The organism is Qipengyuania huizhouensis (genome assembly GCF_019711635.1).
In the GTDB taxonomy this organism is placed as follows: Bacteria; Pseudomonadota; Alphaproteobacteria; order Sphingomonadales; family Sphingomonadaceae; genus Qipengyuania; species Qipengyuania huizhouensis.
The window spans coordinates 131,122-145,283 of sequence record NZ_JAIGNT010000004.1 but is presented as its reverse complement, the minus strand read 5'-3'; the positions used below and the strand labels follow the sequence as shown (position 1 = coordinate 145,283).

Below are 14,162 nucleotides of genomic sequence, written 5' to 3'. Positions count from 1 at the left end.
CGGTCAGCTTCCGAAAGCGCTTCGTATCTTGTCGAAGAACCCTTGGCTCTGCGGGCATTCGTCGCCCGTTTCCAGTTCGCGGAACTGTTCGAGCAGACTCCGCTGTTCCTTGCTGAGCCGCGTCGGGGTTTCGACTGCGATCTCCACCACCAAGTCTCCGCGGCCGCGGCCCTGGAGGACGGGCATGCCTGCACCGCGCTGGCGCAATTGCTTGCCCGACTGGATGCCTGCTGGAATCTCCAGGGTCAGTTCTTCGCCATCGATGCCGGGTATCTCGATCGAGCCGCCCAAAGCGGCCTTGGTGAAGCTGATCGGCACGCGGGTGGCGAGTGTGGTCCCCTCACGTTGGAATATCTCGTGCGGCGTCACATGGACGAAAATGTACAGATCGCCTGAAGGCGCGCCCCGGGGCCCGGCCTCGCCCTTGCCAGACAGGCGAATGCGTGTGCCGGTGTCGACGCCCGGCGGAATATCCACCTGGAGCTTTTGCGGTACATCGACCCGCCCTTCACCTCGGCAATCGCGGCAGGGACTCGTGATGACTTCGCCTGCACCGTGACAATTCGGACAGGGTCGTTCGACAACGAAGAAACCCTGCTTTGCGCGAACATTCCCCTGTCCGCCACAAAGGTTGCAAGTGCGCGCGTGCGTTCCCGGCTGGGCGCCTGACCCGTGACATGTGTCGCAGGACTTGCTGACTTCGATCTCGATCTCTGTCGATTTGCCGTGAAAAGCCTCTTCGAGGCCGATCTGCATGTCATAGCGAAGGTCCGCGCCGCGCCGCGGCCGTGGGCGACCCCCGCCACCGCCGAAAGCAGATCCAAAGATCGTCTCGAAGATATCGCCAATATCTCCGAAATCGGCATTGCCGTGCGCACCCCCGGGACCGCCGCCGTTCTGGAAAGCAGCGTGACCATAGCGATCATAGGCAGCGCGTTTCTGCGGGTCTTTCAGGCAATCATAGGCGACGCTGATCGCCTTGAACTTGGCTTCACTCTCGCTGCAGCCGGGATTGCGGTCCGGATGATGCTTCATCGCGAGTTTGCGGTAGGCGCTCTTGATCGCAGCGCCATCCGCATCGCGGCTGACACCAAGTAATTCGTAGAAATCGATTTCGGTAGCTGACATTACTTTCCCCGCCCAAAACTCAGCCGCCACCGGCGCATATCGGCACCGGTGGCGGCAGTGTTTCCATCAGGCGTCTCAGTTCTTGGCGTCTTCGTCGACTTCGGAGAATTCGGCGTCGACCACTTCTTCGTCAGACTTGCTGTCGGAAGCGGCGTCTCCGCCCTCCGGCGCGTCGGAAGCGGCTTTCGCCTGCTCCTGCTCGTAGATCGATTGGCCCATCTTCATCGCACTCTGCGACAAATCCTGGGCCTTGGCGTTGATATCGGTCGCGTCGTCGCCTTCGAGCGCCGTCTTGAGCGCCGCAACCTTCTCTTCAACTTCGCTCTTCAACGAAGCGTCGATCTTGTCGCCATGCTCTTCGAGCTGCTTTTCGGTCGCGTGGACGAGACTGTCGGCCTGGTTGCGAGCCTCGGCGCTTTCGCGGCGCTTCTTGTCCTCGTCGGCAAATTTCTCGGCGTCCTGAACCATCTGTTCGATGTCGCTATCCGACAGCCCGCCCGAAGCCTGGATGCGGATCTGCTGTTCCTTGCCGGTGCCTTTGTCCTTGGCCGAGACGTTGACGATGCCGTTGGCGTCGATGTCGAAGGTGACCTCGATCTGCGGCACGCCGCGGGGTGCGGGCGGGATACCGACCAAATCGAACTGACCGAGCAATTTGTTGTCGCCGGCCATCTCGCGCTCACCCTGGAACACGCGGATGGTCACCGCCTGCTGGTTGTCCTCTGCAGTGGAGTAGGTCTGGCTCTTCTTGGTCGGGATCGTCGTGTTGCGATCGATCATCTTCGTCATGATCCCGCCAAGCGTTTCGATACCCAGCGAAAGCGGGGTCACGTCGAGCAGCAGCACGTCCTTGACGTCGCCCTGAAGCACGCCGGCCTGGATGGCGGCACCCATGGCCACGACTTCATCTGGATTCACGCCGGTGTGCGGCTTCTTGCCGAAGAATTCTTCCACGACTTCGCGCACCTTGGGCATGCGGGTCATACCGCCGACGAGGATGACTTCGTCAACGCCGCCCTTGTCGATGCCGGCATCTGCCAGTGCTTTTTTGCAGGGCTCGAGCGTGCGCTTCACAAGGTCGCCGACAAGCTGTTCGAGCTTCGAACGCGTCAGCGTTTCCACGAGGTGCAGCGGGGTCGAGCTGCCGCCTTCCATGCGCGCAGTGATGAAGGGAAGATTGACTTCGGTCTGGGCCGAGCTCGACAGCTCGATCTTGGCCTTTTCGGCTGCTTCCTTCAAACGCTGCAGGGCGAGCTTGTCCGTCCGGAGATCCATGTTCTCCTTCTTCTTGAACTCGTCCGCGAGATATTCGACGATAGCGCTGTCGAAGTCTTCGCCACCGAGGAAAGTGTCGCCATTGGTCGACTTCACTTCGAATACGCCGTCCCCGATTTCGAGGATCGAAACGTCGAAAGTACCGCCGCCAAGGTCATAGACCGCAATGGTCTTACCGTCGTCCTTGTCCATGCCATAGGCCAGCGCGGCCGCAGTCGGCTCGTTGATGATGCGCAGCACTTCGAGGCCGGCGATCTGGCCCGCGTCTTTCGTCGCCTGGCGCTGTGCGTCGTTGAAGTATGCGGGCACGGTAATGACCGCCTGCGTCACGGTTTCGCCGAGATAACTTTCGGCTGTTTCCTTCATCTTCTGGAGGATGAAGGCGGAAATCTGGCTGGGCGAATAATCTTCGCCGCCAGCTTCGACCCAGGCATCGCCGTTCTTGCCCTTGACGATGTCATAGGGAACGAGATCCATATCCTTCTTGGTCATCGGATCGTCGAACCGGCGACCGATCAAGCGCTTGATGGCGAAAAGTGTGTTGTCGGGATTGGTGACAGCCTGGCGTTTGGCCGGCTGACCGATCAGGCGTTCGCCATCCTTGGTGAAGGCTACAATCGAGGGCGTCGTACGCGCGCCTTCGGAATTCTCGATGACCTTGGGCTTGCCGCCGTCCATCACGGCAACGCAGCTATTCGTGGTGCCGAGGTCGATACCGATAACTTTGCTCATGGATTCCCCATCTGTTTCAAATCGTTGGACGCCGCACAGCTGGTTTCCCAGAACTGGCAAAACCGGTCGGCGGCTCATTAAAACGGTGTATTACAGGGGCGATATAGGTTCGCTTTTCCTTGGCACAAGAGATGGGTCCCGCTAGATTTTCGACCAATTCACAGGAGGGATATACAATGACCAAATCGATCTACGCCGCCCTGCTCCTTGCCGGAACATCTCTCGGGCTGGCATCCTGCGGCAACGAGACGGAGGAGCCCGCCGCAATTGTCGATGAAAATGCGATAGCCGGGGTCGAGATAACGAATGCGCGGCTTGTGCTTCCGCCCGTTGCCGGCAACCCTGCTGCTATCTATTTCGACCTCGCCAACAATGGCGACCGTAACCTGGCTTTCCGCAACGCCGAGGTCGCCGATGCCGGTCGCGCCGAAATACACGATACGATCATGGAAGATGGAAAGATGGTGATGGGAGAGGCGCCTCCGATCCTGGTGGAAAGCGGCGGTACCGTGAGCTTCGAACCAGGCGGAAAGCACATCATGGTCTTCGAGCTTGCCGAGAATATCGCAGAAGGCGCTACGACCGAAGTCACTCTCATCGCCGCGGGAAACAGGCGCCACACGTTCGAGGCGACTGTACGGTCCGCCGGGGACGATCGCTGAACGACCTGCGCGACAAACTTGGCGTCGAAAGCCACGATGACCCTCTCCCGCCGCAATGCGCGGCGGGCGGGGAACGCAGCCTGACAAAAGGCGAAATTGCTTTGGCCCGGACAGTTTTCGGTGACGCCATCGACTATGACCGGGTCACCATAAGGCGACGAAAGTGGTTTCCGTTTCAACCTCGCCGCGTCACCATGGCTCCGCGCGGGCACCTGCATTTCCACCCCCGATCTGAATATTATTGCGATGATTTCTCTCGTGAAGGGCTGATCCGGCAAGGCCTGCTGATCCACGAACTGGTCCATGTCTGGCAAACCCAGACAAGAGGTAACTGGTACCTGGTTACCCACCGAATGCCGTGGGCGCGTTATGATTATTCCCTCAAACCTGGATGGCGGCTCGAGCAATATGGGATCGAGCAACAGGCGGAAATCGTGAAGCACGCCTTCTGGTTGCGCAATGGCGTGAAGATTGCAGGTGCCCCATCGGCCGAAGCATATGAATTGCTGGTAAGATTTTCGGAAAAAGCTGCCTGACGTTACGGCGTTCGGAACTTTTCCACGCCGATGCTTGAGAAGATCGCCACGGATGGATACGAATGCGCGCATTGATCGGGCGGCCCAACCCGCGCCCGGCGATGAGTCATCACATGGAGCTTAAAGATTACGGTATGAGCCGCGAACGCGGCTATCTTTCGCATTACGAAATCGACGAAATCACCCTTCCGGAGCAATTCGCTCCCATCCTGGACGCTGCGGGCAAACTCTCCGCACTACTGACCACCGGCCGCGTTCGTCACTGGCTCGACGCGCTGCCCGATCCGCTAATCGGCGAATGGGTCAAGACTGCGCCGGAAGAAGAAGTACGCACTGCGATGGTGCATTATTCCTTCCTCGTGCAGGCCTATGTTTGGGGAGAACCAGAACCACCGAAGCATTTGCCCGCGAATCTCGGCCGCCCCATGTGCGAGATTGCCGATCGCCTAGGCCAGGCGCCACTTCTTCCCTATTCGGGCTATGTACTCGACAATTGGTACCGGCTCGACAAATCGGGGCCGATCACACTCGACAATATCGCAATGTACCAGAACTTCTTCGGCGGGGCCGATGAGAACTGGTTTGTGCTGGTCCATGTCGCAATCGAGGCCGAAGCTGGCGTGCTGCTGGATAATGCGGCGAAACTGGTCTCGGTTGCCAAGGATGGCAACGCAGCCGAGGCCACACGCCTACTCAGGGAAATGGACCAAGCATGGGAAGGCATCTACGCGCACTTTTCCCGCATGCCCGAACAGTGCGACCCATACATCTATTTCCACCGGGTGCGCCCCTATATCCACGGCTGGGCGAACAATCCCGCGTTGGAAGGCGGCGGTCTTATCTACGAGGGGATGGACCGTTACGAAGGCAAGCCGCAGGCTTTCCGCGGGCAAACGGGTTCGCAAAGCTCGATCGTTCCGGCGATGGATGCGCTTTTCCAGGTCGATCACAGCGACGATCCCCTGCGCCAGTTCCTCGACGAACTCCACCAGTATCGCCCCGTCGAACACCGTCGCTTCATCGAGGATCTCGCCAGGCAGTCGACACTGCGGGACTTCGTCAGTGGCAGCGATAATCAGGAACTGAAGGATGCCTTCAACGCCTGTCTTGAACAGTCGGCGCGTTTCCGCACACGGCATCTCGAATATGCGGCGAGCTATATCAACAAGCAGGCCGGCTCAATCGCGGGTAACGACCCCGATGTAGGTACGGGCGGTACGCCCTTCATGAAATACCTCAAAAAGCATCGGGACGAAAACCGCGCTCAGGTAGTCTGATCAATCAAAAAGGGGCCGCTCCGTTGGGAGCGGCCCTGTTCAAAGCTTGACCAGTTCTACCAATAACGTGCGTAACGGTCATCATAACGGCAATCGTCGTCCACATAGCGACCATTGCCATAGTAGCCATCGCACCGATCGTTCTTGTCCGTAGCGTAGCCGACAACTCCACCGATTGCCGCACCGGCAAGCGCATAGGTCTCAATATCACCATCGGTGATTGCAGCCAGACCCGCACCGGCAGCTGCCCCGGCAACCGCACCTTCAACGCCATAGTTCTGCGCACAAGCGCCAAGGCCGAGTGTCGAAAGTGCGAGCGTCGGCACGATTAGTATCTTGCTTCTCATGGCATTTCTCCGTCAATTTCCCTGTTGGTCAAACTACGGAGTGTTGGCCAGACCGTTCCCGATCAGTCGTAGCTTACCCCCGGCAAACCTTGCCCACCATCAGCGATAAAGGCGTCGATGCGAGCTTCGAGCGCAGGCAGGGGGACCGAGCCCAGCGATAGAACGACATCGTGGAACTTGCGGATGTCGAAGTCTTCCCCAAGCGCGTTCTCCGCTTTCTGGCGCACACGCCGAATGGTCATCTCGCCCAGCTTGTAAGCCAGAGCCTGTCCCGGCCAGCTTATATAGCGGTCGATCTCGGTCCCGACTTCGCGATCCGAAAGCGCCGTATGACTGGAAAGATATTCGACCGCCTGCTCACGGGTCCAGCCATAGTGGTGGATGCCGGTGTCGATCACGAGCCGTGCCGCGCGCCACATTTCATAGGACAGCTGTCCGAACCGTTCATAGGGGTCGCGATAGATGCCCATCTCATTGCCGAGATATTCCGTGTACAGGCCCCACCCCTCGCCGAAACCTGAGAAATAGGTCTGACGGCGAAAGCGCGGTGCATCCTCACGCTCGAGCGCAATCGCAGCCTGGAAGGAATGTCCCGGCGCGCATTCGTGCATGGTCAACGCCGGGATGTTGTACACCGGTCGCGACGGCAGGTCATGCGTGTTGATCTGGCAATATTCGAGCCCTCCCCGCCCTGCAGTGTAAAAAGGTGCGATCGCGGGATCGACCGGACGTAGTCCATGACGGTAACGCGGAAGGAAACCGAAGTACTCATCCAGTTTGTCGTCGACACGCTTGGCAGTGTAAGCGGCGACGCCCATCAGCTCATCGGGCGTATCGGCCACGAATTGTTCGTCGGTGCGCAGGAAAGAGATGAACTCCGCCAGCGTGCCTTCGAAACTGGCATCCGCCTTTGCCTGCTCCATTTCCGAAGTGATTCGAGCGACCTCTCCCAGACCGATACGGTGGATTTCCTCTGCGGTCAGGTCGAGCGTGGTATATTGCCGTATCTGCTGCGCGTAATAGGCCGCGCCATCTGGAAACTCGCGAGCACCCAATGTGGTGCGGGCGTTGGGCAAATAGATCTCCCGGAAGAACGTCAGCAACTCGCGATAGGCAGGCGTGACGCTTTCCTCGATCGCAGCGCGACCTTCTGCCACCAGCCGCGCGCGATCCTCGGCCGAGAACCGTTGGGGCAAGCTCTCGAAGGGCGTCCAAAACGGGCTCTCTTCGGGGGAATCGACGACATATGCCTCGATCGAAGCATCCCGACCTTCGAGCGTTACGCGCGGAACACTGAAACCTCGTTCCAGCCCTGCACCGGCATTGGCGATCTGTTCATCGAAATAGCGCGGCAAATCGCGCATGCGCCCGATGTAATTCTCATAATCCTCGACTGTATTGAAAGCACTTCTCGCAGCGAGATAGGACCAGAAGTTGCTGTCGCTGTCGAAGGGCATTTCCCATTCGGCAAAGCGCGCATCGCCGATGTCGCTTTCGAGAAGTGTGCGAAGGACCATCGCATTGGTGCGGGCTTCCGGCGACAAGTCCGAGGAATTGATGTTTTCGAGACGTTCCAGGTAGCGGGCGAATTGCGCCGCGCGTGCGCGATGCGCTTCGGGAGTCACCGACCATAGCCGGTCGCCCTGTTCGGTGCCTCCGTCGTCCCGTTCCGTCAGTCCATATTCCGCCAACTGGAAGTCATGATATTCGTCGGCCAGTGCCATGAGCCGCTCGTCGGCTGTGTCCTGAGCTGCAAGCGGGCTAGCGAAAGCGGAGACGGCGAGGACCGCCGCTCCGAAAATGGCAGTCCTCATCGATTCTCTCCCGAAAGTGTTCTGATCAGTCCGGCTTCTTTGCTACGCCGACCATTGCCGGGCGCAGCAGACGATCCTTGATCATGTAGCCGGCCTGCATCTCCTGAACGATCGTGCCGGGTTCGACCTCGTCGGTTGGCACTTCCATCATTGCCTGATGCTGGTTCGGATCGAGCGGCATACCCTTGGCGGCTATGCGCGTAATGCCGTTCTGCGAAAAAACCTTCTCCAGTTCGCGTTGGGTTGCCTCGATACCCGCGATAAAACCCTTGAGCTTCTCGTCTTCCCGCTGTTCGTCCGGGATCGCATCGAGTGCGCGCGCAAGGTTGTCTGCCACACTCAGCACATCGCGCGCGAAACCGGTGGCAGCATAATTGCGGGCGTCCTGAATATCCTTCTCCATGCGGCGACGCACATTCTGTGTCTCTGCGCGAGCATAAAGTACGTCCTGCTTCGCTGCTTCAAGATCTCCGCGAAGGCTGGCGAGCGCATCTTCCAGCGCTTCCTCCGCGTCTTCACCTTCGCTTTTGTCTTCGTCCGCGCCTTCGCGCAGGTGTTCCGGCACGCCTTCCATTTCGCGCGCCACTTCATCGTCGACCGCCTTTTCCTGCGGTTCGTTCGTGTTCTCGTTGTTCACTTGAAAACCCTGTCAGCCAATTCTCTTGCCCAAGGATCGGGCCGTGAAATCCACCATGGGGACGACACGCGCGTAATTCAACCGAGTTGGACCGATGACACCGAGTACCCCGACCACTTTTCCCTCCCGGTCGCGATAGGGCGCGGCGATGACGGACGAGCCCGAAAGCGAAAACAAGCGATTCTCGCTACCGATGAAAATTCGCATGGCTTCCGCTTCACGCGCATTTTCCAGCAACGAGGCAACCGACTGCTTGTTTTCGAGGTCGTCCAGCAACGAACGGACCCTTTCGATATCGGACAGCGCACTTTCGTCGAGCAGGTTAGCCTGCCCCCGCACGATCAGGACCGGACGGTTCGAGGCATCTTCGGTCCACACGGCGAGACCGCGCTCCACCAGGTCGCGACTGGCTTCGTCCAATGCACTGCGACCGCTGGCGATTTCGCGTTCTATCAGCTGTGCCGCCTCTGCCAACGTCCGGCCCGCAGTCTGGGCTGTAAGGAAATTACTCGCCTGTTCGAGCGAGGTGCCGAGCGCTTCGACCGGCATAGGCAAGACACGATTTTCAACATGCCCGTCCTCACCAACCAGCACGGCGAGAATCCGGCCGGCATCGAGCGGGGTAAGCGAGACCTGCGCAAGGCGCGGCTCTCGTCTCGGCACCATGACCATGCCCGCCGCACCCGAAAGGTCGGAAAGCAAGGCACTGGTCTGCTCCAACGCACGTTCGATAGGACCCGGCTGTGCGATGCGTTGTTCGATGGCGGCGCGTTCCTCCGCGGTCGGTTCGGCCACCTGCATCATCGCATCGACAAAGAGACGAAGTCCGCTGTCCGTCGGCATACGGCCTGCGCTGGTGTGCGGAGCGGCAAGAAGCCCGCGCTGTTCCAATTCCGCCAGAACGGACCGGATCGACGCGGGTGAGAGGTTCACACCTCCCTCGCCCGAAAGAGCTTTCGAACCGACCGGCGAGCCGCTCTCGAGATATCCCTCGACCACGAGGCGAAATATCTCGCGAGCACGGTCGGACATGTCAGGTAGAGGCGGCGAGTTCATTGTTCCTATCTAGCCGCTCCCCTTGCGGCCTCAAGGGGCTTCGGCCAAAGCCTGCCCGAGAGATTCGACTGCATTGGAGATTTTATGCGACCTTCAGGACGTGCGCCCGATGAAATGCGCGCCATTACCATCGAGACCGGTTACACCAAACATGCCGAGGGCAGCTGCCTGATCGGTTTCGGCGATACCAAGGTGCTGTGCACCGCCAGCGTCGAAGAACGCATACCGCCGTGGCTTCGCGGCAAAGGCGAAGGCTGGGTCACCGGCGAATATTCAATGCTGCCACGCGCAACCCATACTCGCGGCCAACGTGAGGCAGCCAAGGGAAAACAGAGTGGAAGAACTCAGGAAATACAGCGCCTTATTGGTCGTAGCTTGCGTGCTGTAGTCGACCACAGGAAACTTGGCGAACGTCAGATTACACTCGATTGCGACGTCATCCAGGCCGATGGCGGCACACGCACAGCCTCGATCTCCGGCGCATGGATCGCCCTGCGCCTCGCCGTGAATGCGCTGATGAAGTCGGGCGACATCGTCGAGGATCCGATTACTGCCAAGGTTGCCGCGGTATCCTGCGGAATCTACAAGGGAACACCTGTGCTCGACCTCGATTATCCCGAAGACAGCTCGGCAGATGCCGATGCCAATTTCGTACTAATCGAAGGCGGCAAGATCGCTGAAGCACAGGCAACCGCAGAGGGCGCGCCCTATGACGAAGAAGCCTTCCTGCGGCTCCTCCGTTTGGCCCAGATGGGCTGTGCCGAAATCTTCAAGGCGCAGGACGAGGCTACGCGCAAATGACACGCCGCATCGGTTCGGGCAGCCTGGTGATCGCCACGCATAATGCGGGCAAGCTCAAGGAGATTTCCGCGCTGCTCGCCCCGCATGGGGTGAAGTGCATCTCCGCAGGCTCTCTGGGCCTGCCCGAACCGGCGGAAACGGGGACGACTTTCGTCCAGAACGCTCTGCTAAAGGCGCGCGCAGCAGCCGAGGCCTCGGGCCTCCCTTCCCTTGCCGACGACAGCGGTCTTTCGGTCGATGCACTGGACGGACGCCCCGGCGTCTATACCGCAGACTGGGCGGAACGGCAGTGGTTCGAGGGCAATCCGGGCCGCGACTGGTACATGGCCATGGGCAAGGTCGAGGGAATGCTCCAGCGGAAAGGCCCCGATGCCGATCGCTCCTGCGCGTTCCACTGTGTACTTGCAATCGCCTGGCCCGATGGCGAGCACGCCGTCTATGAAGGTACGGCACCCGGAAAGTTGACGTGGCCGCCCCGCGGGGAAATGGGGTTCGGCTACGATCCGGTTTTCGTTCCCAAGGGACGCGAGCAAACTTTCGCAGAGATCGCACCGGAAGAAAAACACGCGATCAGCCATCGCGCCGATGCCTTCGCCAAACTCGTAAACGAACAGTTCGGTCAGTAAGCCTTCTGACCCCAAACATTGCCGGCGGGCCAGTAGCGACACACCAGCACGTCCCAGCCCCGGTCGTTGACTACCGAACAGCCAACTTCCTTGGTGTCGCGCCAGACTATCTGGGTATAATGCGCTACGTCGGCCCACTTTCCCGTCGAGGAAATTTCGGGAAAATTACCGTGCCTGTAATGCCTCTTTTCATCGATCATCATTTCGAGCCCGACAAGCACGTCCCATTGGCCCTGACTACCCATCCATAGATTCTCGCCCGTGCTGTTGCGCGTGCGGCGGTCGGCATGTTCTAGCCGTCCACGTCTGGCGAGTTCGCGGCCCCATTGCTGTGCCTCGCGCTCCAGCGCGCGGTTCCATTTCAGCTTGGGCAAGCCGAGGCGCTGCCGCTCACGATTATGCGCGTCGAGCATGCGCAAGGCGAGCCTATCATCCATGCGATTGTCGTAAGCTGTTCCGGTTCGGTACCCATTGCCGCTGTTGCTAGCGCTTGCGGCAACCGTGATGCCCGTGGCACATAGCGCAGCGAATGCGGCGCTTGCCGCAATCAGAATTTTAGACCCGTCCATGGCAATGCTATAACCGTATTCCTGCTTAATTTGAGGTGAAGCCAAGAATTGGCCCGTTCTCTCTACATCCACTGGCCATTCTGCTTGGCGAAATGTCCCTATTGCGACTTCAACAGCCACGTTCGCGGACGCACCGACATGGCCGTATGGGAAGCTGCATTGCTGGCCGATATGCGCGCCGAGTTTGCTTCGGTAGAAAATGAAGAGTCGCTTCTAAGTATCTTTTTCGGTGGAGGAACACCTTCGCTCATGCCGCCTGCCCTCGTGGCGTCTCTCCTGCGAGAAGCTGAAAAACTGTGGGGCTTTGCGGAGAACATCGAGATTACACTCGAAGGAAATCCCTCATCGGTGGAAGCCGCGAACTTTGCCGATCTTGCTAGCGCGGGGATCAACCGTGTCTCGCTTGGTGTACAGAGCCTGCGTGACGACGTGTTGCGCTTTCTGGGGAGGCTCCATGGTGCGAATGAAGCGCTTGATGCGCTCGAAACAGCGCAGAAACTGTTCAGCCGCGTTTCGATCGACCTGATCTATGCCCGGCCCGATCAGACGCCGGACGAATGGCGGCAGGAACTCTCGGAGGCGCTGGCGCTGGGAACGTCGCATATGTCACTGTACCAATTGACCATCGAGCCTACGACGCGCTTCGCCACGGATGTTAGACTGGGGCGTTTCAATCCGTTGGAGGATGATCCGGCGGCCGACCTCTTCGCCCTTACCCGCGCCATGACCGACGAGGCTGGCCTCCCGGCTTACGAAATCAGCAACCACGCGAAGCCGGGCGAGGAAAGCCGTCACAATCTCACCTACTGGCGATACCGCGACTACCACGGCATCGGTCCGGGCGCGCATGGGCGGCGCGGCGGTATTGGAACGACACGCCACAAGAAACCCGAGAATTTCCTCGCCTCCATCGATAGGCAAGGTGACGGTATCGCCGAGCACAGAATTCTGGATAATCGCGAACAGGCCTCGGAAGCCATACTCATGGGCCTGCGCCTCGCCGATGGCATCGACCTCGCCGAATTGGAATCCCGCTTCGGCATTTCCCGCGGTGGCCTGATCGATGAAAAGAAGCTGGCTCTTTATCGAAATCTCGGACTGATATGGACCATGGACGGTCGGCTGGGTGTGTCCGAAGCGGGTATGCCGCTGCTAGATGGGCTTCTCGGTGAACTCGTACCCGAGGAGCTCGTGAGCAGTTGAGCAGGCAGGATGTTCTTGGCGCGTGGCATGACCATCTTGCGCTCGGCCTGCGGCGGTCACCACATACCGTGCGCGCCTATCACAAGGCCGCCGAGCGCTTACTGACCAGTCTCGAAATAACCGGGTTCGAACAAATCGCCAGCCTTTCGACTGCCAAACTGCGCGCCCACTTGGCTGCACGGCGGGTCGACGGACTGTCCAACGCCTCCGCCGCGCGCGAACTCTCGGCGCTCAAAGCTTTCATCGGCTTTGCCCGTGCGCAGGCGGGATACGAGGTGACCGAATCCCCTCGCATCAGGGGACCGCGCCTTAAAAAAGGTTTGCCTCGCCCGGTTACCCCCGACGACGCGATCGGACTGGCCGAAACGGTAGAAGCGCTCGCCGCCGAAGGCTGGGTCGGCGCACGCGACCGGGCAGTGCTGTTGATGCTTTATGGCGCAGGTATGCGCATTTCGGAGGCGCTTTCGCTCAAGGGCAGCGACTTGCCGCTGGGTGAAACGCTCACGGTTACCGGCAAGGGCAACAAGCAGCGGATGGTCCCGCTCGTCCCACTGATCCGTGAGGCGGTCGATGCCTATGTGCGCCAATGCCCGTGGTCTCTTTCCGGCGAAGATCCGCTCTTTCGCGGCATCAAGGGCGGGCCGCTCTCACAAGGCGTGGTGCAGAAAGTCACCGCCCGTGCGCGGCGTGTGCTTGGCCTTCCCGATACCGCCACTCCTCACGCGCTGAGACATAGTTTCGCAACGCATTTGCTAGGCGCCGGGACCGATCTACGCAGCCTGCAGGAGCTGCTCGGCCATGCCAGTCTCGGGTCGACCCAGATCTATACGAAGGTCGATGCGGCGAGCTTGCTGGATACCTACCGCAGCGCCCACCCGCGAGAGACGGACTAGGACTTTCTGCTCGCCGGTTTCCACGTGGCCACCCGGTACACATACCAGGCTACACCCATGGCAATGAAACCGCCGACCGCCCAGCTCGCATAGACATCGTACCGGTCGATCAGGCCGGACAGAGCACTGCCGCCAAGGATCAGCGCTCCATTCCAGATCAGCGATCCGAGGAAGGTGAAGAGGAGGAAGCGCCAGAGCTTCATCCTGGCAAGCCCGGCAGGCAAAGAGATAATGGTGCGAAGGAACGGCGAGAAGCGCAGCAGGAAGACGATCCAGTCACCGTGGCGACGGAACATGTGGCGCGCCTTTTCGAATTCTTCCCATTCGAAGGTCAGCCAGCGCCCGCGCTTTTCGATGAAATTCTTGAGGTGATCTTCATCCCAGCGATAACCGAGCCAATACCAGAAATAGTTTCCCGCCACCGTGCCCAGCGTGCCGATCATCAGAAGCGGCATGAAGGACATCTGCTCGCGTGCAACCAGCACACCGCCATAGCCCATGATAATTTCCGACGGCATGGGCGGAAAGATATTCTCCAGCGCCATCAGGATGAAGATGCCGAAATATCCGCCGCTGGCGATAGCACTTAGGATGAAATCGTTCACA

At 59.6% G+C, this 14,162-nt stretch carries 15 protein-coding genes; 7 read left to right on the top strand and 8 right to left on the bottom strand.

What is annotated here, in order from left to right:
* Window positions 1-3: 3 nt before the first annotated feature.
* The gene (gene dnaJ / locus K3180_RS05780) at window positions 4-1,128 is read right to left on the bottom strand and encodes a molecular chaperone DnaJ (RefSeq protein WP_221538934.1); all 1,125 of its coding nucleotides are present in this window, start codon (window positions 1,126-1,128) and stop codon (window positions 4-6) included.
* 75 nt (window positions 1,129-1,203) lie between these two features.
* Window positions 1,204-3,135, bottom strand: a complete 1,932-nt coding sequence (gene dnaK / locus K3180_RS05775) for a molecular chaperone DnaK (protein WP_221538932.1) — start codon at window positions 3,133-3,135, stop codon at window positions 1,204-1,206.
* A 176-nt stretch (window positions 3,136-3,311) separates the two neighbouring features.
* Between dnaK and K3180_RS05770 the strand changes: the two genes are divergently transcribed.
* The 3 genes from K3180_RS05770 to K3180_RS05760 all read left to right on the top strand — a co-directional run bounded on the left by K3180_RS05770 (window position 3,312) and on the right by K3180_RS05760 (window position 5,610).
* Window positions 3,312-3,797 (top strand): copper chaperone PCu(A)C, encoded by a 486-nt coding sequence (locus tag K3180_RS05770; RefSeq protein WP_221538930.1) that lies wholly within the window; start codon window positions 3,312-3,314, stop codon window positions 3,795-3,797.
* Between the two features lie 101 nt (window positions 3,798-3,898).
* Window positions 3,899-4,333: a vgr related protein gene (locus K3180_RS05765; protein ID WP_247710344.1), complete on the top strand. Its 435-nt coding sequence runs from the start codon at window positions 3,899-3,901 to the stop codon at window positions 4,331-4,333.
* Window positions 4,334-4,395: 62 nt separating this feature from the next.
* The gene (locus tag K3180_RS05760; RefSeq protein WP_247710343.1) at window positions 4,396-5,610 is read left to right on the top strand and encodes an indoleamine 2,3-dioxygenase; all 1,215 of its coding nucleotides are present in this window, start codon (window positions 4,396-4,398) and stop codon (window positions 5,608-5,610) included.
* 56 nt (window positions 5,611-5,666) lie between these two features.
* On the opposite strand, the gene K3180_RS05755 is transcribed toward K3180_RS05760, so the two are convergent.
* The 4 genes from K3180_RS05755 to hrcA form a co-directional block, all read right to left on the bottom strand.
* Entirely contained in the window at window positions 5,667-5,957 is a 291-nt protein-coding gene (locus tag K3180_RS05755; RefSeq protein WP_221538928.1) for a glycine zipper domain-containing protein, read from the bottom strand.
* 62 nt (window positions 5,958-6,019) lie between these two features.
* A complete protein-coding gene (locus K3180_RS05750) occupies window positions 6,020-7,771 on the bottom strand; it encodes a DUF885 domain-containing protein (protein WP_221538926.1) in 1,752 nt (583 codons plus the stop codon).
* 25 nt (window positions 7,772-7,796) lie between these two features.
* Entirely contained in the window at window positions 7,797-8,408 is a 612-nt protein-coding gene (gene grpE / locus K3180_RS05745; RefSeq protein WP_221538924.1) for a nucleotide exchange factor GrpE, read from the bottom strand.
* Between the two features lie 12 nt (window positions 8,409-8,420).
* On the bottom strand, window positions 8,421-9,464 hold the full coding sequence (gene hrcA, locus K3180_RS05740) for a heat-inducible transcriptional repressor HrcA (protein WP_221538922.1): 1,044 nt from the start codon (window positions 9,462-9,464) through the stop codon (window positions 8,421-8,423).
* Between the two features lie 84 nt (window positions 9,465-9,548).
* Here hrcA and rph point away from each other — a divergent pair, with 84 nt between their 5' ends.
* Both rph and rdgB read left to right on the top strand, forming a co-directional pair.
* Window positions 9,549-10,265 (top strand): ribonuclease PH, encoded by a 717-nt coding sequence (gene rph / locus K3180_RS05735; protein WP_221538920.1) that lies wholly within the window; start codon window positions 9,549-9,551, stop codon window positions 10,263-10,265.
* Window positions 10,262-10,891, top strand: coding sequence for an RdgB/HAM1 family non-canonical purine NTP pyrophosphatase (gene rdgB / locus K3180_RS05730; RefSeq protein WP_221538918.1), 630 nt, complete (start codon window positions 10,262-10,264; stop codon window positions 10,889-10,891). The genes rph and rdgB overlap by 4 nt, the downstream gene beginning before the upstream one ends.
* On the opposite strand, the gene K3180_RS05725 is transcribed toward rdgB, so the two are convergent.
* Window positions 10,885-11,328 carry a CAP domain-containing protein gene (locus K3180_RS05725; protein ID WP_247710342.1) on the bottom strand — a complete coding sequence of 148 codons (444 nt, stop codon included), beginning with the start codon at window positions 11,326-11,328 and terminating at the stop codon, window positions 10,885-10,887. The two genes, rdgB and K3180_RS05725, sit on opposite strands and share 7 nt — an antisense overlap.
* 180 nt (window positions 11,329-11,508) lie before the next feature.
* Between K3180_RS05725 and hemW the strand changes: the two genes are divergently transcribed.
* Both hemW and K3180_RS05715 read left to right on the top strand, forming a co-directional pair.
* The gene (gene hemW / locus K3180_RS05720; protein WP_221538914.1) at window positions 11,509-12,663 is read left to right on the top strand and encodes a radical SAM family heme chaperone HemW; all 1,155 of its coding nucleotides are present in this window, start codon (window positions 11,509-11,511) and stop codon (window positions 12,661-12,663) included.
* Entirely contained in the window at window positions 12,660-13,556 is an 897-nt protein-coding gene (locus K3180_RS05715) for a tyrosine recombinase XerC (protein ID WP_221538911.1), read from the top strand. Before hemW ends, K3180_RS05715 begins: the two co-directional genes overlap by 4 nt.
* Here the strand turns inward: K3180_RS05715 and K3180_RS05710 are convergent.
* On the bottom strand, window positions 13,553-14,161 hold the full coding sequence (locus K3180_RS05710; RefSeq protein ID WP_221538909.1) for a VTT domain-containing protein: 609 nt from the start codon (window positions 14,159-14,161) through the stop codon (window positions 13,553-13,555). The genes K3180_RS05715 and K3180_RS05710 overlap by 4 nt on opposite strands.
* Between the last annotated feature and the right edge of the window lies 1 nt (window position 14,162).